Raw genomic sequence first — 19,302 nt, forward strand, 5'->3', positions numbered from 1 at the left:
TTCTATTTTTTCTCTTCTAAAATCTGTTTCAATGAGAGAACGAAGCCATCCACTTCTTCCTCTCCCAACGTAAGCGGCGCATAACAATGTATAAAATTAAACAGGGGTGAATACCCTGTAAAATATCCCTTATTCAGAAGCGCCTCAAAAACTTGTTCCGCCATATAATCGGCTTCCAAGTCAATTACATTCATCATGCCTCGGCCGCGAATTTCCTTCACACCAACAACGCATGTCTTCAGTTTTTGAAGCTTTTGACGCAGATATTCCCCAATTCTACTGCCACGCTCAACAAGTTTACCCCGCTTCATGACCTCTATAACTTTTCTCGCTACTGCACATCCAAGTGGGTCATCAATGTGAGATTGAACATAACGCAATTTGAGATCCGTCATCTTTTTACCAAGTTGCGAACGAATCAAGACTCCACTTATGGGATAGCCATTACCAAGTCCCTTCCCCATCGCAATGATTTCTGGAGAGTGACTCTCTCCTTGCAAACAATCGTAGTATTGAAAACCAAACCAGCGACCAGTGCGACCGAATCCAGTAGTGACCTCGTTTGAAACAACAACGCCTCCAGTAGAGCGAATTCGTTTTGTCAAATAAGAGATTAGCTTTTCTGGAGGGCAAAGCACACGTCCGCCAGCATTACCTGCCTCAAATACAAAACAAGCACAAGACATAAAATCTACATTCTTGAATTTGCCGCAACTTTCGCAATCCTGCTTTTTATCACACTCTATACATTCTGTTACATTAAGATCTACCCACGTTTTAGGATCACGCGGCATCCGCAATTCTGAAGAGGTTCCAAGATACGACAACGTTGTGCATAATTTTTTTCTTCGCTGCGTCAATTTTTCAGCCATCCATACAGCCATGGAGACAGCTTCACTACCGGAAGAAAGATAGGTACCATCGTAATCACATGGAAGACCAGCGGCATCTGTAACTTCCTGCGTTAGACAAGCAGAATGTTCCGTTGTAAAAAACTGATGTAAATGCATAGACTTCACAGACTGACTCGACATTGTCGCCAATATCTCTGGATGAGCATGTCCCAAAACAGCAGCCCAACAACCCGATTCCATATCGACTAAAGTTCCGTATTCTGCTGTCTGGATACGGTTTCCCTGGGCACTCAACACAGTTAAGCTAACATGAGGACTTTCGAATAAGCGCAAACGTTTATCACTACTGGAACAACTTTCTTTAACTTCTTCCATTCTCACATTCCTCCTATATCTTCCTCGTTTATGAAACAACGAAAATATACTATGGTTATAGAAAATTCTGGAATTTACTGCATCTATATGCGAGAAGAGTGAGTGTGATAATATTTCAGAAACGAACATAATTCCTCGTTAAGAGGTGAAATATTATGAAACGTTTGTTGAGCAAATTAAACGCATTCGAAACGATAATAAAAAATTTACTACCCGTTATTGGACTTTCTCTTTTTATCACTGCCTTGTGGGTTCTTCACAAAGAACTCAAAGATTACCATATTCACGATATTCTATTTCAGCTAACACAAATTCCCTTTAAATATATTATTTTCGCTTTTTTATTCATGATATGCGACTACTTCGTTCTTACATTATATGATTTCCTTGCCCTTAAAAGTATAGGTCATCCGTTAAATTATGGCAGCGCTTGTTTAGCTTCGTTTATTTCTTTCGCATTCAGCCATAATATCGGATTCAGCTTAGTCTCTGGTGGGTCTATACGTTATAGGATATACACATCGTTAGGGCTTTCTCCTATTGAAATAGCACGCATAATCGGGTTCACTAGTGGCACCTTCTGGTTAGGTTATAGCATTATTGGTGGAGCTGCTTTTTTACTTGATCCTCTTGTTTTACCGGGGCAATTCCACATTCCTTTCGGTTCTCTTCATTTTTTGGGAGTGCTTATTCTCATTCCAGGTATTCTTTATCTCGGATTTTCCCTTTTGCATCGTACTCCCTTTGATATTCGCATAGTTTTGCCTCAAGCCATCATTGCCATTTCTGACTGGCTTCTTGCCTCTTCAGTATTATTTATACTGATACGAAATACTTCGGGCATATCATTCTTTTACTTTCTCGGAATATTTCTCCTCGCACAATTATCGGGAGTGATCAGCCAAGTACCAGGAGGACTTGGAGTTTTTGAAACAGTCATAATTTTACTTATGCCACCAACTATTGATAAACATACTCTTATGGGAAATCTTCTCGTTTATAGAGGTATTTATTACATCGTTCCCTTTTTCACGGCAATCGTATGCCTTGGTTTACGAGAAACCGTATCAAATGGAAAACGTTTAGTCACCAAAGGGAAAAAACTAACGTCAACACTTCTTATATTAATTCCCTACCTTTTTTCGTTAGGAACATTTATTGCCGGTGCCATTCTTCTTGTATCGGGATCTCTTCCCATCCCCATGGGATATTTGCATTTTATGGATAAATACATTCCTCTTGCCCTTATTGAAGCATCTCACTTTTTGAGCGCTATCACTGGTATGGCTCTTATTTTTCTCTCTCAAGGATTGTTGAGAAAGATAGATACAGCATGGTTCCTTACATGTGTATTGCTTGCATCGGGAATTGTCTTCTCTCTGTTTAGAGGTGCTCGGTACATTGAGGTGGGAATACTCGTTACCATGATTATTTCTCTTATTCCTGCAAAAAAACACTTTACCCGAAAAGGGATGTTACTCGGAAATGTCATGAGCACCCAATGGTTGATAAGTGTGCTTCTTGTCTTAATTGCAACAACTTGGGTCGGCTTTTTTTCTTATCGCCATGTAAACTATTCTTCCCAACTATGGTGGCAATTTACCCTTGAAAGTAATGCTCCGAGATTCCTTCGAGCTCAGGTAGGAATACTCATTTTTCTCTGCATCGCCGCCATGAAACAGCTGTTCAAACACGCAAACATAAAAGGACCTAAAGAAGAAACCAATTGGCCCGCTGTAGAAAAGATTGTGTCACTATCCACCAAAAGCGAGTCTTATCTTGCCATGTTAGGCGATAAAAAGTTTTACTTCAGCGCTTCTGAAAACTCTATGATAATGTACGGCATTCACGGAAAAAGTTGGATTTCCATGGGAGACCCTATTGGCACTGAAGAAGAATTTTCAGACTTACTTTGGGGGTTTCGAGAGCTTGCCGATAAATACGAAGGAAACACTGTGTTTTATCAGGTATCACCGTCTCAAATTGCAAACTATGTAGATATGGGCTTAACGCTTGTTAAGCTTGGGGAAGTTGGAAGAGTCTCTCTTGGTGAATTCGATCTAGAAGGAAGCTCAAAGAAAAAATTCAGATGGGTTCTGAGAAAGGCAGAAAAGGAAGGCCTGCGTTTTAGAGTTCTCATGCCATCAGAAAGCGCACTTGTAATGAATCGTATCGAAGAAATTTCAACCCTTTGGCTGGCTGATAAAAACACAAGAGAGAAAGGCTTTTCATTGGGATTTTTTGATAGGGATTACATGAGCAAATTCCCAATTGGTATAGTTGAGATTGATTCTTCAATAGTAGCCTTTTGCAATCTCTGGACCAGTTATGGGAGGGAAGAACTTTCTCCAGACCTTATGCGTTATACATCGGATGTTCCAATGGAAGTTATGGATTACCTCTTTTTAAAGACTATGATATGGGGAAAAGAACAGGGATTTGCATATTTCAACCTTGGGATGGCCCCACTTTCCGGATTAGAAGGGCACAAAATGGCACCTTTATGGCATAAATTCGGTAATTTTCTCTACCGCCATGGAGAATACTTTTATAATTTTCAGGGTTTAAGAATGTATAAAGATAAATTTACACCTCAGTGGGAAGCACGATATCTTGCTTTTCCTGGGAAATTATCTTTACCTAAAGTATTAGCAGATATATCATCCCTCATTGCCGGAGGAATAACTGGCATTTTTAGGAAATAGACTCCTCCGGCAAGAATTCGATAATTCCATGCTATTCTTTCAACTTTGAAGAGATCAAGTCGCCCAAATTCTTAGCCCCTATTTTAATTTTCTCTGGAGCAACTGCGCCAAAACTCAGTCTCATGCAATTATTTCCCTTACCGCCACCTTCGACGAAAAAGCCTTCTCCCGCCACATAAGCCACTTTTACATTGGGATTTGATGTCGCTTCCACTAGAAGATCTGTTGTATTGATTCCTCCCGGCAGCTCCGCCCATGTAAAGAGACCGCCATCAGGGAAGGTTCTCTTGGTTCCTTTCGGGAAAAATGCATCGATACACTCAATCATTGTGTCTCTTCTCTCTCTATACAGGTCACAAATCATTTTATGGTGAGCTGGATAATAGCCTCGTTTAAAAAACTCCGCACAAATAACCTGAGGCAACATAGAGGTATGAGAGTTTGTAGCCGTCTTGGCATCGAATAATTTTGTTGTCACTTCGTCGCTGGCAAACACATATCCAAGTCTGCTGCCTGGTGAAAATATTTTCGAAAAACTATTTGCAAGAACAGTATGCCCCGTCTCGTCGAATGCCTTAATAGGCTTCAAATCAACGCCACTATAACGTATATCTCGATAAGGATCGTCTTCGAGAATAATAACGTCATATTTGCTTCCCAACTCCGCCACTCTCTTTCGTCTCTCAAGGGAAAGGGTTCTTCCTGAAGGATTCTGAAAAGTCGGAATCACGTAAACCATCTTGGGTTTGTATTTCATAATTTTGGCTTCGAGATCTTCAGGGATCATTCCATCATTATCCATATCTACGCCAATACATTTAGCCTGGAACATCTCAAATATTTCCACACAATGCACAAAGGTGGGGGATTCTACCAATATCACGTCTCCCGGATCGATAAAAAGCTGACAGAGAAGGTTCATACCTTCTAAACCACCACTTGTGATTAATATATTGTCAGCCTTCGCTTTTACCCCTTTAGGAGCCAACAGCTCACTCACAACAACTTCCCTAAGGTCGAGCAATCCCATAACATTGCCGTATTGGAGAGCTTCTACCCCTCTTTTATCAGTTCGCATAACTTCGTTGGTAATTTCTCGAACGATATCAATTGGAAGAGCCTCTTTTGCTGGAGCGCCACCTCCGAAGGAGATAAGATCTGGATCGTTCATTGCACCGAAGAGGTTTCGAATAATCTTGGCGGACTTTTCCATAGTCTTCATTCGTTCGGCAAATCGTGACATGGTTATAGCACACCCCCTATTTGTTATACAGATTTCCTCACAATAAAATTTCTGATTGGAACACAATAACTGCATTCCCCGAAATTTTAACTTCGTCAGGTTCTCCATTATTTATATCTACTTGAACGTCTATAACTCCAGGTCGATGAATTGCTTCTCCTTGCATTGCTCTAAAAAAGAATCGTGAGCTTGTGCAGTCAACTTTTTTGTAATGAACCAGATAAGCCCCTAAAGGCCCGTTGGCATTACCAGTAACAGGATCTTCGGAAATACCTATTGCAGGTGCAAACATCCTTCCGTGAACTAAAATATCGCTCTCATGATCTATCGTAAAGACATAAAATCCATTGCATTGAATTTTTCCGCTAATTTCTGCCAAAAAGGAAAGATCAGGCTGAAGACAGTCTAGTGTTTCTTTATCTTTTATGCCAATCATAACTTTTGAGTGGCCAGTAGAAACAATTTGGACTGGATAATTTTCAAGCAAATCTCCATAGCTTATATTCAAAGCAGATAGTATTTTGTCCAAAATTTCGCCAGTTAAAGTATCCCCAAACTCAATTTGGCCTTGAGTCATTACTATTCGGTAGTCATCTTTTTCTTTAATAATATCAACAGGCAAAATTCCCGCACCGGTTTTTTGGTAAATCCTCACTGTTCCCATAGAGTTTTCAACAGCACGTGCGTAATGCGCTGCAATTGTTGCGTGGCCACAGATTGGAACTTCTTTTGTTGGTGTAAAAAAACGGACTTCTACGTCATACACATCTTCCAAAGATGGAAAAATAAAAGCTGTCTCCGAATTATTAAGTTCTCTGGCAATTTTCTGCATTTCCATTTCTGTGAGTCTGTCAGCGTTTGTAATCACTCCTGCCGGATTTCCAGAGAATTTCTCTTTCGTAAAGGAATCAATTTGATAACAACGGTATTCTCTTGTCATATGTTTTGTCCCCTATTCATTATAAAAGTGATTACTCTTTGCAGAAAACATTATCGGCTTTTAGAATTACAGACCATGAGGATATTCTTTTCTCGCCATCAAAGCAAATTCCAATAGCTTTATAGGTTTTTTCATTAAGAAGTGTAAGGACTTCGAAGCCTGAATATTTTTCGTCTTCTGATACAAAATCAGAAATTATTGCATCATCAATAAAAGAGAATTTGCCACATAACTTGCCGAGACCGGGGTTAAAAGACGTCCATTTCAAAATACAGTTATCATCGGTTGGTTCCACTTCATAATCGTTATAGAACTTAATGGGGGTATCGAGTAAAACTTCCATAAAACCAGATATTGACCAACGTTCTTTGTCGCGTTTTACTTTGCTCTGGCCATTAACTTTATACTCTTTCCCATGTTCATCAAAATAGATGCCAGATGCAATCCAATTCATTGTTTCCAAGAGCATTAAATGGCGCATCTTCCCCCCTCCTCACCTGTTAGTTCACTCTATATATCATCGGTTGGCGATCACAAAACATGTTAGTTGAGTTATTAATATCGCTAATCATGGCAAGATCTATATCAGTTGTAAGTGTATTCTCTACCAATCCAGTACGCCCGAGAATCTCACCCCGAGGACCTGTTAGTGATGAATTCCCTCCATATTTCACTTTAGCCGCAGTGCCACATGAATTCGTAAAAACGAAGAAAGACTGATTTTCAATAGCCCTTGCCTCTACAAGCACATTTATATGCGTAATATCAGTCATTGGCCATTGAGCAACGGCAAATAATACATCTGCTCCTTGGAGTGCCAAAGTTCTTGTCAGCTCTGGGAAATACACATCATATCCAATAACAACTCCGCACGTCACATCATCAAGTTTAAAAATAGTTGAGTGATTTCCTTGAGAAAAATAGTCATTTTCGCCTATGGAAGAAAACAGATGAGCTTTATCATATTCAGCAATGCATATACCCGCTCTATTAAAGACAAGCGATGTATTGAAAATTTGATTTTCACGTCTGTTGCCAACTGAACCAGCAACAATGTTGATATTTAACTCTCTAGCTAATGAGCCTAATTCACGCTTAGTACGTTCACCTTCATTATCGCAGAGAACGTCTAGATTTTCCTTAGGGAAAAAACCGATGTTCCACATCTCAGGCAAAACTATTACATCTGGCTTTTCATTTTCAACTGTTTTTCTTATCAACTTTTGCACACGAGAAAAGTTATGATCAACATCAGCCAGCTTCGTCTTCATTTGAATACTACTAATACGCACGATAAACCTCCTTTACAAAAAAAGAAAAGCGGCGTCAGAAAACGCCTTAAAAAACATGACAAATAAGAAGTAATTGATTCTGGGGAAAACAAATCTATGGCCATATTCACAAGATTACTGGGTTGGTCGTGATCTAGTTTTCGAGGATTATTTACAACAATGCACTTTATTGTATATACAATTATAACATAAGGATACTATTTTTGCAAATTAAGAAAATTAAAGGGCGGGCCTCCCCTAATAACAAGTAAGAGAGACGACCCGCTCTTATAAATTACATATTTATAGAAAAAGTTACTGTTGCTTCAAATGCACGTCCATCTGAGGATACGGTATCGATATGCCTTCTTCATCAAAACGCTTTTTCACTGTTTCAACTACATCAAAATATACTGTCCAATAATCTTGTGCCTTCACCCAAACTCGAACGGCAAAAACAATGGCACTATCCCCGTGCTCAGACATTCTGACAAAGGGCTCTGGGTCATTTAATACTAATGGGTGGCTTCCTACCACTGCCTTTAAAACTTCTTTAACCATACTGGTATCCGATTCATACCCAACACCAAACTTGAAATCTACACGGCGAGTATCCTTAATGGAATAATTTACAATACTGGAATTTGAAAGACTCCCGTTAGGAATAAATATTACTTTATTATCAACGGAAACAAGTTCTGTATAGAGAATTTGTATAGCCTGAACAGTTCCACTAAATCCGCTTGCTTCTATATAGTCCCCTACCTTAAAGGGCCTCAAAGCTAGGAGTAAAACTCCACCTGCAAAATTAGATAGAGACCCCTTGAAGGCCAATCCAACGGCAAAACCTGCTGCCGCTATGACTGCCACAAAAGATGTTGTATCTATTCCCAGAATACTAATTACCGATATAACCAAAAGAACTTTTAATAAAGCGTTGATGAGAGAAACAACAAATGGCTTCAACGTTTTGTCAAAGGATGACTTTTCAACAAACTTTTCTGCACCTTCGGTAATCCATTGAATAACTTTTAATCCTACTAATACTGTCAAAAGAGCTAATATGATATTTTTAATAATTGGCATAACCAAATAAATGATATTATTCATGAGACATTCTCCCTTCTCCTTGGCTATGGCACCACAGCATACCATGAAAAATACTATATTCTTAGCCGCCTATCTATAGTGAACAACAGCCACTCCTTCATCAGTGATAATCTCTTCAAGCTTTTTTACATGTTCTTTCGACGGGGTTTCAAAGTCATGCCAATACTTTTCAAGGCCAAGAAGTCCGTATTTGAATGCGCCGAAATTATGATAGGGCAACAGCTCCATTATCTTCCATCTCATATGGCGCGAAACAAATCGAGCAGTATTTCTAATATTTTCTTCGCTATCATTAACATGCATTATGAGCGGAACACGAATCACTGTCTTTATTCCAGTTGCACCTATACACTTAAGATTATCAAGAATTATTTTATTCTCCACACCTGTCAGCCTCTTATGATGAATACTCTCCATATGCTTAATATCGGCAAAGACAAAATCGAGTTTTTCAATAATATCTGATGCATCCTGCCAATTGAAAAAACACGACGTTTCTACCGCCTGAGAAAATCTGGATGAAGAACACTCTCTTACAAGTTGCCGTAAATTTCTGGGGTAAAAAAAGGGTTCCCCTCCCGACCATGTGACTCCCCCTTCAGAGTGACGGTAAAAAAGAGAATATCGTTCAAGTTCCCTAACAATTTCATCTACAGACATAAAACGGCCCATAACTTCACCTTTACCAGAAGACAAGATAACTTCTTTGGGGAATGGCGTCCATGTTTCAGGGTTACAGCACCAATGACAGCGGAGAGGACACCCGCTCAAAAAAACTGTTGAACGGATTCCCTCTCCATCATTGACAGAAAAATGCTGAATTTGAGAGACACAAATTTTTCTATCTGCCATATCTAACTTAGAAAGATCCATGTTCCGTTCGAGCTATAATAGCATCTTGCATCTCCCGAGAAAGATTGACAAACTGGGTGCTATATCCAGCCACTCTTACTAGCAGATCGCGATATTGCTCTGGTTTTGCCTGAGCCTTTCTTAATTCCTCTGTAGAAATTGTGTTAAATTGAACATGAAAAGCCCCTAAGGAAAAATACGCCTGGATCATGGCACCCAAATTACGAAGCCCTCTATCGGAACTAACCAATTCTTTATTCAATCTCAAGTTAAGAAGAGTACCTCCAGCATGAACATCATGATTCACCTTCGCTGCTGAACGCATCACTGCAAGGGGAGTCGTTACATCGCTTCCGGCAAAGGGAGAAACACCTTCTGTAAGAGGTTCTTTCGCTCTTCTGCCACATGGAAGAGCTCCCACAATTTTCCCTGTGGGGACATAGTTGGAAATACCCATAAAAGCCGAATTAAAGGGGGACCCCAATATATCTTTATGTCTACGGGTTTCACGATAATAGAAATCAGAAATCTCTGTCACAAGCGAATCTACATAGTCGTCATCGTTTCCATATTTAGGAACGTGAAGTGCTTTCTCTCGCAAGTTTTCGTACCCTTCCCAATTACTATTTAAAGCAGAAAAGATCTCTTCCATAGTAGTTTTCTTGTCATCAAAAACCAGCTTTTTTATTGCAGCAAGAGAGTTCGCAACAACACCTAGGCCAATTCCCGTAAGAACAGGACCTATATTATATTTAGCTCCTCCTTTGCTAAGATCTGTCCCCTTGTCGAGACACCCATCTACACAAATTGAGAGGAAGGGACGAGGAACCATCTCCATATGAATTTTCTGGGCTGTAACTGTTCCAATTACGGAATGGTCGACCAAATAGGAAAGTTGTCGCATAAAAGCCTCTTTAACCTCACGAAAATCTTTAAACTCTCTGGCAGGTTTTTCAGAAAGACCTAAAGGTTCTCCTGTGAGGCGACTCTTTCCCTCATTTAGCGCATATTCTAAAGCCGCTCCGAAATTTACATTAACAGCAGAGGTCCATTCTCCAGTTTTTCTAAAATGAGGAACGACACAGCCACAATTGCTCCAATCTCGTGCATCTTCAGGATCGTATCCAGCTTGCAAAAGCATGTCGGCTCCTGCTCTGTCGTTATGAATAGCGGGGAAACCTAATCCTTTACTTACAAGCTTTGCTACTGCCATTACAAACTTATGTGGAGAATCTGGATGTATTCTTACACTCAAACCTGGTTGGTGCGTTTTTACACTGGCTGTAGCTTCTAGACAAATATAAGAGAGATCATTTGTTCCGTCACTTCCGTCTCTTTTACGTCCTCCTACTGTCAAATTTTGAAACTGATTGTACCCTGCAAAATAATTAGCCGTATTAGAAGAAATTGTCCACACCCATTCAGAAAGCTTGAGCCAGAGACATTCAATTAATTCTTGTGCTTTTTCTCTATTCAACTGGCCTTTTTCTACATCAGATTTATAAAAAGGGTACATGTATTGATCAAAACGCCCTAGATTTAGGGCCAGAGGATTTTCAGAAATAATACCGCCGAGTTGCACAAACCATACGAACTGACAAGCCTCGCGAAATGTTCGAGGTGGTTCTGCTGGAACACGCTTGCACACATCAGAAATGGCAAGAAGTTCGACCTTTCTTATTTCATCTTCTTCTGAAAGAGCCATTGTTCTAGCCATCTCACTATATCGTTCCGCCAGGCGCATAATGCCATTACAGGCAATAATCACAGAGTTATAAAAATCAATTTTTTCTATATTCGAAAAAGAATCGGCTTTAAGCAACGACAGCTTTCTTTCTGCATCATCACGTATTTTTCTATATCCCCGAGGGAAAAGTACATCCTGATAATCAGGAGTGACTTCTCCCACAGCTTGACGCCATTTTGAGTCGTTGTCGAGAATACCTGTATCAACAAGAATTTTGGCCGTATCTTTTGGAACCCGCGTAAGAAAAGTTTCTTCCAGAGAGTTTCCCTTCCAATATGGCCATACATTTTTTCGTAAAAAGTTTTTCTGCTCTTCTGTAATGACATAAGGATCCTGAGGCCGCTTATCAAAGGAATCCATCTCCCTATCAACCCACATCCACGAAAACTCTGGAGTCAAAATAGCTGTTCGTCGGAACTCACCTGGGGTTCCTACAAGGAGTTCTTCAGGAAAAATAAGAGCTGGGAGTTTTTCACACGCTTCAGCAAAAGCTTTTGCCCTTCGCACTGCTATTGGTTCTCCCGCTGTTTTCTTATGGGAGTTTGTCCATATCTCAGCTCGTAAACAACTAATAGATGGTTTGCTATTAATATATTCCTTTCGAATTTTCTCAGTCCTTTGGCTAATACTCATTATTATCACTCCTTACAACCACACTATTCTGGGTAAAACATAATAACGCAAAGTCGCGTTATGCCATTTCCGGAATTATGGTAGGAATGGGGGCGATCAGAACGAAATTTAATCGATTCACCTGCTTTCAGCGAGTGCTCTTCCGTCCCAGAAGTTACAGTCAACTCACCTTCAAAAACTAAAACGTATTCAACAGTCCTTGGATTGTGAGGCTCAGAAGAAGAATAAGCTCCCTTATCTAACTCAATAGATAGAATTTCAGATCGGGTTTCTCCATCAAAAGGGAAGACAGGATAGACGCGAAAAAGTCCGTTATCTCCGACAATAGGCGAGATATGTTTTTTTGAAATTATTACCGTATCAGAACGGTGAGATTCAGTGAGATCGACGAGAGAAACCCTAAGCCCATTCGCTATTTTCCACACAGTCTGGAGGGTAGGATTTGATTCGCCCCTCTCTATCTGCCCCAACATGCTTTTGCTGACACCTGTCATTTCTGAAACCTTATCGAGACTAAGCTTTCTTTCTTCTCGAATACATCGAAGATTAGCAGCTAAAACTAATTTCATATCTTCCATAGACATCATCCCCTACGCTAAAACGCTTATTTTGTGCGTTATAACGGTCAAAAAAACCATAGCACTTAAGCTATTTTGCGTCAATAAGGTATCTATAACTAAGAGGATATAGCATGTTGATGAAGAAGGAGGGTGTTACTATGAAATGCACGTTACTTTTGTTATTCACTGGATCAATTATATTTTTCATGGCAACACGTACGTATGCCGCATCTATAAAAAGGGTATTTATGTTTGCGTTTGCTGTGGTGCCAAGCTTCTGGGCAACCGTAAAAGATGCTCCTATAACAGCAAGGCAAGATCTCTTTTTTGGAATGGAACGAACAGAAGTGCTTTGCGCCCGGTTTTGACGCTCACTTAGAGCATCTCTTTCCAGATGGGCCTAAACCAACTGGAATGCGATATTGCATAAACTCAACTGCTTTGAAATTTATTCCCCGCTAAACAGCTAAAGTTCAAGAGTATTCAATATATCACGTAGTTTCTTTATTTCTTCGCATGTCAGTGTTATGCCTTTGCTCATTTTTGTATGCGTTGGATCCCAGTCTCTAAGGTCGTATTTAGGTTCTCTATCATTCCAACTAACAAGATTTAATTCTTTTTGCCATCCTTTCGACGACTCAGCAAGGACACCGTAACTTTCTTTGATTTCATACTTAATATCTGTCATTTTAACTCTCCTTAGTTTTTTCATATGGATGATATAAAAAAAGGAAAGATAATCTACATATCAAGCAACGTAACAATTTTCGCCAAAACCTCATCAACGAAAATCGAATCTGCACACTCACAGTATGAGGCATTGCGAGCTCTCCAGTCAATACTACGTAATGCGTCTGCAAGTACCACGCCATCTGTTTTCATTTTGAGCTCGTCTATCTTTACTTCAAAAGGATACCCCTTTTCTTGCTTTGTAAAAGGAACAATAAGACATAAGCCTGAACGGATGTTGTATTCAAATGGCGATAAGACAAGAACTGGCCGTTTTTGTCCCCCTTGTTCATGCCCTTTAACCGGTTTGAGATCGACAAGTATAACATGCCCACGATCAGGAAAACGCCGCTTCTCTTCTACCATCGTTCTGCTCCTTCGTCACTTCCCCAATCTATTTCTTCATGCTTATTCTCGTCTGTTATCTTTGACACAAGTTCTTCTAAAGAATATTTACGAATTGGGCAAAAAACAATACAATTACCTTCTATCCTAATTTTTAGAGAATGACCTGCCGCAAGTCCTAGTGCCTTCACGACATGTTTAGGAATCCTTACGCCGATACTATTGCCCCATTTCGCCAATCGTACAACTGGATCTGATAATTTTGTCTTATAAGTAGAAGCTGACAACATGTTCTTGCCTCCTTTGCTCGCAAATGATATACATAGTATATCATTTATCCCTTTAAAAAACTTCTACTGTTTTAGCCACAATTCGTATGCAACTTCTAATCCATCTGTCCAAGCTTTTTATCAGTGTCTTTGCGTCTGCCATTTTTCTGTAGCCAGCTATAATTAAAAAAGGACTTCAAACACATAAAAGCGTTGAAGTCCTTTACTCTTTCTTATTATGGTGCCGGAGGGGAGACTCGAACTCCCACAGGGTCGCCCCCGGCGGATTTTGAATCCGCTGCGTCTACCATTCCGCCACTCCGGCAACGCCAATATTTCTACCACATATAAAGCATGATGTCTAGTGCGAAGTTGAAGTTTCAAGCTTAAAACATCGATTTAACGGTGTTTCCGCTTAAATGTATTATCCAACATAGAAGAAAGAGCCATAATACAAGCCCTACCACTCCAAAGATAGCAATTGACCACACGGCACCTCCGCAAAAAACTCCTAAGTAAAGCGCCCCAATACGAGAGACCAAAATCACAGCCTGAAAAATTGTATTTTGACGCTGTCTTTCAAGAATATAAAGAATGCTATAAAGAGGAGCTGTACAAAAAACGATAAAGAACCATGGTGCTATCCATTGCGTGTAAACTCCCGCCATATACCAACGTTCCCCGAAGAGAAAAGAAAAAATCTGTGGCCCTAAAAGCGTAAGAAGAAAGAAGGGCACAAAACCTATACAAAAAAGCCTTCTAAAGGTAGATCGAGTGAGTTCGGCGAGTGTTCCATTATGTACCGCCCGGCTTGCCTGTTGAAAAAACACTTGTCTTACGGCCATTCCAATAAAAAACATGGGAAGGTTGATCACTTGAAACGAGAGAGCAAAATAGCCTGTAACCTGTGCATCATAGACAGAAGTCAAAATAAGCGGAGTAAGCTGGCTGCTAAGGGTATTCATAAGATCTGACCACGTATTATAAAGAGGAAACCGCCGATAGGTTGCAGCAACGTAACGTAAACGTTCTGGTGAAGCAGCTTTAAGTTGACGCCACGAAAAGGTCTTAATTAAAAGATAGATTACGCCCATTCCTTGACTGATCATATATCCAGCTATAAGACCCAAGGGGCGCAAAAAAGCCAATCCCATACCTAAAGTCACAAAACTACTCATAATCCCTTGAATAACCTTCGAAAGAGCTAGTTCGCTAAATCTCTTTTCCCGAGTGCACCAGCTCGTAATAATTTTATACATACCTGCCCATAAAATGCCTATAGGGAAAAGCCAAAAACTTATACCTCCCGTTGGCTGGATACCTTTAAAAAATGGGCGTGACACAACAAAAAGGAAACTGAAAAGGGCTACTAAGACTACCTCTATAATAATACTGAGGATAAAAAGGGCCGTTCCATCTCCTTCTCTGGAAGGGATTGGTATTGCCTGATGGTAGGCCAAACCTGAAAGACTTACTCCTGTTAAGAGTATGGACGAATAAAGGGCTAACATCCCATAGTCTGCTGGAGAATACAATCGAGAGGCGAAGGGCATAGTCGCAAGTAACGCTATTTGCCCTATTGAATTACCAAGGGTAAGAATCCACATATCCCTGGTAGAAGAAGACTGAGAAACAGTTTCAAGAAAAGGAAGCAATCTACGGCGCAACCCAGACATATATGTTATCTCCTACAGTTATTTTTTAAGACTACCGCGCTATAGATTAACAGAAATTATGGGTTACGTCTCCAATTTTATGGAGATTTAATAGTTACATCTTTCCCGATGTTGTGTATAATGTGCCCAAGGAGCGAATTCTTTACAGAGGGGGGGAACAAGGTTGGCCAAAACGTGGATTACAACTAAAGGGGGCGATTTTGGCGAAACTAGCCTTGGTAATGGAGAACGTGTTCCTAAAGATCATTTACGCGTAGAAGTTTACGGAACTATTGATGAATGTCAGGCCCATGTTGGGATGGCCCGGGCATTCTGTGAGAATGAAGAAATTTGCGAAACTCTTTGCTGGCTTGAGCAACAAATGGGAATTTTAATGGGGCATTTAGCACTTTTCCCCGGGTTACCATGCCCGAACATTTCAGATCTCGAAGCTATTGTTGGTAAAGTTGGAAAGATAACAGGTGAAACTTTCCGTTTTATTAGACCCGGCGACTCAAAGGCAGGGGCCGCATTGCACGTCGCACGAACCGTAGCTCGAAGGGCTGAACGTTTAGCCGTAAAACTTTTCCGCACTAAAGAATTACAAGAAGATAGTTATTCATACATTAATAGGCTTTCAGATGTTATTTACGCCCTATCACTGTGGTACGACTATGTAACTCGTCAAGAAGAAGAGGCTAATAGTTGCCAATAAACAGAATAGAACGAATAGACTAATAAGAATGCTTCCATGGTGTATAATGGGTGCAAAGTGCTAGGTTTTGAGGAGGACTGTGACTATGGACCACAAACCACTGACCCCTGCAACTAACCAAGGGTTAAGACAGATTGTTTATGAAAGATTAAAAGATGCAATAGTAAGCGGAATTTTTAAACCTGGCTCAAAACTCTCCGAAATTGAGTTAGCTGAGCAATTAGCTGTTTCAAGAACTCCCGTACGAGAGGCTATACGGCAGTTGAGTCAAACTGGACTTATCACTTTAACTCCTCGGAGAGGTGCTTTCGTAACCCTTCCTTCTTTAAAAGATGCAGCAGACCTTTATGAATTACGTCAAGCATTAGAAGTAATAGCGATAGAAAATGTTTGCGAAAATCCGCCGATAAAGGAGTTACAACTTTTTCGCGAGGTTTTCTCAGAGATGTCAAGCAAGACACCACATGAGGAATATTTGTCAGAAGACCGCCGCTTTCATTGTTTTCTTTATGAGTGTAGCGGGAACAAATATTTACATCGAACTCTTAATAATATCGTCGATCTTATTAACCTCTGCCGTCCTTATTCAATGCAGTCAGAACCAACTGCATTGAGTGTGTTTTTGAAAGGGCACCTTTCAATTATCGATGCAGTTCTTGCTGGAGATTGCGACAAAGCAAAGGCTGAGATGAGTGAGCATATAGAAGATACGAAGAAGAGTCTCTTAACCTTCCTAAAATTACATCCCGAAGATTATACTAACGAAGATTAACCATTAAAAAGGGGTCGCGGCATACTCCATCGCCCTCCGACCTCTTCTTATTTTTCATCATCACTAGAGAAACGTCGCCAGAATTTTTTTAACCGCTCGTGAAAAGCCCGCTCTTTTCCCAAATTGCCTGGGAAATAATAACGTTGAGGCGAAAGAACGTACTGTTGAGGAACCCAATGTCGTGGATCATCGTGAGGATAGATATAGCCCTTTCCACCTGGCTTTAAGCATTCTGGAACCTCTTGCAGGTTCCCTTTCTGTATAGATTGGATAGCATTATTAATTGCCATATATGCACTGTTACTTTTAGGAGATGCCGCCAAATAAATAACAGCTTCTGAGAGAATAATTCGTGCTTCTGGAAGCCCCGTCATATCGGCAGCGTAAGAAGCAGCTGCTGATATTTGCAGTGCATGGGGATCAGCAAGCCCAATATCTTCTGCAGCAAAAATCATGAGGCGGCGACAAATAAAGCGTATATCTTCTCCGCCCTCTAAAAGTCGCGCTAGCCAATAGACTGCTGCATCAGGATCTGAGCCACGTAAACTTTTTATGAGAGCTGAAATAATGGCATAATGATCATCAGCTTTAGGATCAAAACGAATTGACGCCGACGGAACAAGTCTCTCTATGTGTTCCATAGTAATTTCAGAAGCACCAGACGTAGCAGCAGATGAAGCGATAAACTCTAGACGAGTCAAAGCCTGGCGAGCATCACCACCTGCCATTTTAGCCAAAACACGCATCACGTCATCTGATGCGGCAAGTTTAAGAACGCCTAAGCCCCTTTCTTCATCTATAAGTGCACGCTGCAATATAGCAACAAGATTATCTTCCGTTAGAGGCTTAAGCTGAAAAACAATAAGTCGGGATAGAAGGGTTTTATTAATTTCAAACCATGGATTTTCTGTTGTGGTTCCAACAAGAATAATGTCCCCCTTCTCTACTGACGGAAGGAGGGCATTTTGTTGACTTTTATTAAAATGATAAATCTCATCAACAAATGCAATAGCAGCATAACCACTTAGAATTTTGAGATTTTTCGCTTCCTCTACAAGATCACGAAGTTCTGATACTTTCGCTGACACAGCATTGATTTCTAGCAAGCTACGCTCTGTTTCTGTCGCCATGAGACGCACAAGGGTAGTCTTTCCTACTCCAGGAGGCCCGTAAAGCACACAGCTTGGTACCTTGCCACTTTGCAAAATCTGGCGTAACGGTGCCCCTGAAGCAAGAAGGTGTTCCTGCCCTACAAAATCGTCAAGATGTGCAGGACGCATTCTATCTGCTAAGGGACGCTCCCATAAAGAATGAGAGTTTGAACTCATAAGACAATATCCTCCAATTCGCTTTCCATTGAAGCGACATTTCCTGAAAGCTGAATACCGTCGCTTCCTTCATAAACGGTAATAAAAGGGTACCGTCGTCGTACTGTTTCGTGTATTACCGTTACCTGATCAACATCAAGATAGGCAGAAGACAACCCTGGCCAATTCTTCCACTGTTCCACAGAAAGAGCAACATCGGGAGTAACAACAAGCTTTCCAATGCCAAGACGAGCTGCCTCTTCACAAAAACTGCAAATATTAGGAATATCATCTGGAACCTGCAATGAGAGCTGCCACGTCTGGAAAAGCCACTTTTCCCCTTTTTCTTCTACCAATGAGGTATATTCCCATGGAACAAGCGGAGAAGGAGAGCAAAGATCCTTTAAAAAATCGCCCATAGTAGGAAAGACAACATCAGCCCAATGCTGCCATTCAACTCGTGGACGTTCTACCAGAATAGCCCTCATTCCAGCTCTTCTTGCTCCTATGAGGTCATAAACAAAATCTCCCACCATTACGCACTTCTCAGCAGGAACTTTTAGCATATCTGCAGCAAGCCAAAGGGCTTTCGGATCGGGCTTAACAGGTCCATCATCACGACTAAACACTTTGGAGGGAAGTGGAAACTTAATTTTTTCAGCAGCTAAACGTATGGAATCCATACAATTTCGAGAGACAACAACCCATGGGATATCATGATTATTAAGCCAATTCACAAATTCGACAGATTGTTCAACAGGAGTAGCTTGTTCTGCTCCTTCCATCTCAAGAGTATAAATATCATGCCATAACTCTTGTCTTCTATCTTCTGCAAGAGTTTTCATTCCCTCAATTATAGGAACTGACTGTCCATTGAAATATTTCATCCGAATTTGTGAGAAATCAAGGCGAGTATCGGCGAGAACGCCATCCCAATCAAGAATAAAGCCCTCGCTAATTATAGGGTGCCAAAAGGGGGGACAAATAGTCTTCATATAATGAAGCCTCCTGTCAAACACAACAATTTTAAATTAAAAAGGGACGCAAGCTAACCTGCGCCCCTTTACGCCTCCCCGCAATGCCGTGTCATGGTCGTCTTGACCCGGCCCTAGTATGATTAGGTCTGTCGCGCCTTAGCGTTGGTGATGGTCACCCATCTCTTCCGCCGGCCCGAACGTCCGACCCTACTGAGATCGAGTGTTGGCTCAAGACTAAGTGCA

Annotated in this window: 20 protein-coding genes and 1 tRNA gene; 5 read left to right on the forward strand and 16 right to left on the reverse strand. The window is 40.7% G+C overall.

The window, feature by feature from the left end; genetic code table 11:
* Nucleotides 1-2 precede the first annotated feature (2 nt).
* On the reverse strand, nucleotides 3-1,229 hold the full coding sequence (locus RBH88_RS08225) for an aminotransferase class III-fold pyridoxal phosphate-dependent enzyme (RefSeq protein ID WP_213690386.1): 1,227 nt from the start codon (nucleotides 1,227-1,229) through the stop codon (nucleotides 3-5).
* 155 nt (nucleotides 1,230-1,384) lie between these two features.
* Between RBH88_RS08225 and mprF the strand changes: the two genes are divergently transcribed.
* The gene (mprF, locus tag RBH88_RS08230) at nucleotides 1,385-3,934 is read left to right on the forward strand and encodes a bifunctional lysylphosphatidylglycerol flippase/synthetase MprF (RefSeq protein WP_213690387.1); all 2,550 of its coding nucleotides are present in this window, start codon (nucleotides 1,385-1,387) and stop codon (nucleotides 3,932-3,934) included.
* A 31-nt stretch (nucleotides 3,935-3,965) separates the two neighbouring features.
* Here the strand turns inward: mprF and RBH88_RS08235 are convergent, their stop codons facing one another.
* The 8 genes from RBH88_RS08235 to RBH88_RS08270 all read right to left on the reverse strand — a co-directional run bounded on the left by RBH88_RS08235 (nucleotide 3,966) and on the right by RBH88_RS08270 (nucleotide 12,308).
* Complete coding sequence (locus RBH88_RS08235) at nucleotides 3,966-5,177, reverse strand: PLP-dependent aminotransferase family protein (protein ID WP_213695553.1); 1,212 nt, start codon at nucleotides 5,175-5,177, stop codon at nucleotides 3,966-3,968.
* Nucleotides 5,178-5,214: 37 nt separating this feature from the next.
* A complete protein-coding gene (locus RBH88_RS08240) occupies nucleotides 5,215-6,117 on the reverse strand; it encodes a PhzF family isomerase (protein ID WP_213701317.1) in 903 nt (300 codons plus the stop codon).
* Nucleotides 6,118-6,148: 31 nt separating this feature from the next.
* Complete coding sequence (locus RBH88_RS08245) at nucleotides 6,149-6,598, reverse strand: hypothetical protein (protein WP_213690390.1); 450 nt, start codon at nucleotides 6,596-6,598, stop codon at nucleotides 6,149-6,151.
* Between the two features lie 19 nt (nucleotides 6,599-6,617).
* Nucleotides 6,618-7,409 carry a nitrilase-related carbon-nitrogen hydrolase gene (locus tag RBH88_RS08250; protein WP_213690391.1) on the reverse strand — a complete coding sequence of 264 codons (792 nt, stop codon included), beginning with the start codon at nucleotides 7,407-7,409 and terminating at the stop codon, nucleotides 6,618-6,620.
* 294 nt (nucleotides 7,410-7,703) lie between these two features.
* Nucleotides 7,704-8,498 (reverse strand): mechanosensitive ion channel family protein, encoded by a 795-nt coding sequence (locus tag RBH88_RS08255; RefSeq protein ID WP_307879533.1) that lies wholly within the window; start codon nucleotides 8,496-8,498, stop codon nucleotides 7,704-7,706.
* A gap of 69 nt (nucleotides 8,499-8,567) precedes the next feature.
* Nucleotides 8,568-9,371, reverse strand: a complete 804-nt coding sequence (locus RBH88_RS08260; RefSeq protein ID WP_307879534.1) for a glycyl-radical enzyme activating protein — start codon at nucleotides 9,369-9,371, stop codon at nucleotides 8,568-8,570.
* On the reverse strand, nucleotides 9,358-11,730 hold the full coding sequence (locus RBH88_RS08265) for a formate C-acetyltransferase/glycerol dehydratase family glycyl radical enzyme (protein ID WP_213701316.1): 2,373 nt from the start codon (nucleotides 11,728-11,730) through the stop codon (nucleotides 9,358-9,360). The genes RBH88_RS08260 and RBH88_RS08265 overlap by 14 nt, the downstream gene beginning before the upstream one ends.
* A 23-nt stretch (nucleotides 11,731-11,753) precedes the next feature.
* Entirely contained in the window at nucleotides 11,754-12,308 is a 555-nt protein-coding gene (locus tag RBH88_RS08270; protein ID WP_213690256.1) for a helix-turn-helix domain-containing protein, read from the reverse strand.
* 140 nt (nucleotides 12,309-12,448) lie between these two features.
* Here RBH88_RS08270 and RBH88_RS08275 point away from each other — a divergent pair, with 140 nt between their 5' ends.
* The gene (locus tag RBH88_RS08275; protein ID WP_307880094.1) at nucleotides 12,449-12,658 is read left to right on the forward strand and encodes a hypothetical protein; all 210 of its coding nucleotides are present in this window, start codon (nucleotides 12,449-12,451) and stop codon (nucleotides 12,656-12,658) included.
* Complete coding sequence (locus tag RBH88_RS08280; protein ID WP_307879535.1) at nucleotides 12,618-12,752, forward strand: peptide-methionine (R)-S-oxide reductase; 135 nt, start codon at nucleotides 12,618-12,620, stop codon at nucleotides 12,750-12,752. The genes RBH88_RS08275 and RBH88_RS08280 overlap by 41 nt, the downstream gene beginning before the upstream one ends.
* A 4-nt stretch (nucleotides 12,753-12,756) precedes the next feature.
* Here RBH88_RS08280 and RBH88_RS08285 read toward each other — a convergent pair whose 3' ends face one another.
* The 5 genes from RBH88_RS08285 to RBH88_RS08305 all read right to left on the reverse strand — a co-directional run bounded on the left by RBH88_RS08285 (nucleotide 12,757) and on the right by RBH88_RS08305 (nucleotide 15,309).
* Nucleotides 12,757-12,978, reverse strand: coding sequence for a YdbC family protein (locus RBH88_RS08285; RefSeq protein WP_213690255.1), 222 nt, complete (start codon nucleotides 12,976-12,978; stop codon nucleotides 12,757-12,759).
* A 53-nt stretch (nucleotides 12,979-13,031) separates the two neighbouring features.
* On the reverse strand, nucleotides 13,032-13,385 hold the full coding sequence (locus tag RBH88_RS08290; RefSeq protein ID WP_213690254.1) for a type II toxin-antitoxin system PemK/MazF family toxin: 354 nt from the start codon (nucleotides 13,383-13,385) through the stop codon (nucleotides 13,032-13,034).
* On the reverse strand, nucleotides 13,379-13,654 hold the full coding sequence (locus RBH88_RS08295; protein WP_213690253.1) for an AbrB/MazE/SpoVT family DNA-binding domain-containing protein: 276 nt from the start codon (nucleotides 13,652-13,654) through the stop codon (nucleotides 13,379-13,381). The genes RBH88_RS08290 and RBH88_RS08295 overlap by 7 nt, the downstream gene beginning before the upstream one ends.
* Nucleotides 13,655-13,872: 218 nt before the next feature.
* A tRNA-Leu gene (locus RBH88_RS08300) sits at nucleotides 13,873-13,958 on the reverse strand.
* Between the two features lie 61 nt (nucleotides 13,959-14,019).
* Nucleotides 14,020-15,309, reverse strand: coding sequence for a lipopolysaccharide biosynthesis protein (locus RBH88_RS08305; RefSeq protein WP_213690252.1), 1,290 nt, complete (start codon nucleotides 15,307-15,309; stop codon nucleotides 14,020-14,022).
* Between the two features lie 163 nt (nucleotides 15,310-15,472).
* Here RBH88_RS08305 and RBH88_RS08310 point away from each other — a divergent pair, with 163 nt between their 5' ends.
* Together RBH88_RS08310 and RBH88_RS08315 are read left to right on the forward strand one after the other, a co-directional pair.
* On the forward strand, nucleotides 15,473-16,003 hold the full coding sequence (locus RBH88_RS08310) for a cob(I)yrinic acid a,c-diamide adenosyltransferase (protein WP_213690251.1): 531 nt from the start codon (nucleotides 15,473-15,475) through the stop codon (nucleotides 16,001-16,003).
* An 85-nt stretch (nucleotides 16,004-16,088) separates the two neighbouring features.
* Nucleotides 16,089-16,775, forward strand: a complete 687-nt coding sequence (locus RBH88_RS08315) for a GntR family transcriptional regulator (protein WP_213690250.1) — start codon at nucleotides 16,089-16,091, stop codon at nucleotides 16,773-16,775.
* 47 nt (nucleotides 16,776-16,822) lie between these two features.
* On the opposite strand, the gene RBH88_RS08320 is transcribed toward RBH88_RS08315, so the two are convergent.
* Together RBH88_RS08320 and RBH88_RS08325 are read right to left on the reverse strand one after the other, a co-directional pair.
* A complete protein-coding gene (locus RBH88_RS08320) occupies nucleotides 16,823-18,103 on the reverse strand; it encodes a replication-associated recombination protein A (RefSeq protein WP_213690249.1) in 1,281 nt (426 codons plus the stop codon).
* Nucleotides 18,100-19,077, reverse strand: coding sequence for an HAD family hydrolase (locus tag RBH88_RS08325; protein ID WP_213690248.1), 978 nt, complete (start codon nucleotides 19,075-19,077; stop codon nucleotides 18,100-18,102). The genes RBH88_RS08320 and RBH88_RS08325 overlap by 4 nt, the downstream gene beginning before the upstream one ends.
* Nucleotides 19,078-19,302: the final 225 nt, after the last annotated feature.

Origin of the sequence: Aminobacterium sp. MB27-C1, assembly GCF_030908405.1 — a bacterium.
In the GTDB taxonomy this organism is placed as follows: Bacteria; Synergistota; Synergistia; order Synergistales; family Aminobacteriaceae; genus Aminobacterium.

What these genes read in the sequence shown, in the direction of transcription:
- RBH88_RS08265 (WP_213701316.1), bottom strand. Translation starts at nt 11,730, where the DNA reads ATGAGTATTAGCCAAAGGACTGAGAAAATTCGAAAGGAATATATTAAT.
- RBH88_RS08270 (WP_213690256.1), bottom strand. Translation starts at nt 12,308, where the DNA reads ATGGAAGATATGAAATTAGTTTTAGCTGCTAATCTTCGATGTATTCGA.
- RBH88_RS08325 (WP_213690248.1), bottom strand. Translation starts at nt 19,077, where the DNA reads ATGAAGACTATTTGTCCCCCCTTTTGGCACCCTATAATTAGCGAGGGC.
- RBH88_RS08315 (WP_213690250.1), top strand. Translation starts at nt 16,089, where the DNA reads ATGGACCACAAACCACTGACCCCTGCAACTAACCAAGGGTTAAGACAG.
- RBH88_RS08305 (WP_213690252.1), bottom strand. Translation starts at nt 15,309, where the DNA reads ATGTCTGGGTTGCGCCGTAGATTGCTTCCTTTTCTTGAAACTGTTTCT.
- RBH88_RS08320 (WP_213690249.1), bottom strand. Translation starts at nt 18,103, where the DNA reads ATGAGTTCAAACTCTCATTCTTTATGGGAGCGTCCCTTAGCAGATAGA.
- RBH88_RS08235 (WP_213695553.1), bottom strand. Translation starts at nt 5,177, where the DNA reads ATGTCACGATTTGCCGAACGAATGAAGACTATGGAAAAGTCCGCCAAG.
- RBH88_RS08275 (WP_307880094.1), top strand. Translation starts at nt 12,449, where the DNA reads ATGAAATGCACGTTACTTTTGTTATTCACTGGATCAATTATATTTTTC.
- RBH88_RS08245 (WP_213690390.1), bottom strand. Translation starts at nt 6,598, where the DNA reads ATGCGCCATTTAATGCTCTTGGAAACAATGAATTGGATTGCATCTGGC.
- RBH88_RS08295 (WP_213690253.1), bottom strand. Translation starts at nt 13,654, where the DNA reads ATGTTGTCAGCTTCTACTTATAAGACAAAATTATCAGATCCAGTTGTA.
- RBH88_RS08260 (WP_307879534.1), bottom strand. Translation starts at nt 9,371, where the DNA reads ATGGATCTTTCTAAGTTAGATATGGCAGATAGAAAAATTTGTGTCTCT.
- RBH88_RS08225 (WP_213690386.1), bottom strand. Translation starts at nt 1,229, where the DNA reads ATGGAAGAAGTTAAAGAAAGTTGTTCCAGTAGTGATAAACGTTTGCGC.
- RBH88_RS08285 (WP_213690255.1), bottom strand. Translation starts at nt 12,978, where the DNA reads ATGACAGATATTAAGTATGAAATCAAAGAAAGTTACGGTGTCCTTGCT.
- RBH88_RS08290 (WP_213690254.1), bottom strand. Translation starts at nt 13,385, where the DNA reads ATGGTAGAAGAGAAGCGGCGTTTTCCTGATCGTGGGCATGTTATACTT.
- RBH88_RS08255 (WP_307879533.1), bottom strand. Translation starts at nt 8,498, where the DNA reads ATGAATAATATCATTTATTTGGTTATGCCAATTATTAAAAATATCATA.
- mprF (WP_213690387.1), top strand. Translation starts at nt 1,385, where the DNA reads ATGAAACGTTTGTTGAGCAAATTAAACGCATTCGAAACGATAATAAAA.
- RBH88_RS08240 (WP_213701317.1), bottom strand. Translation starts at nt 6,117, where the DNA reads ATGACAAGAGAATACCGTTGTTATCAAATTGATTCCTTTACGAAAGAG.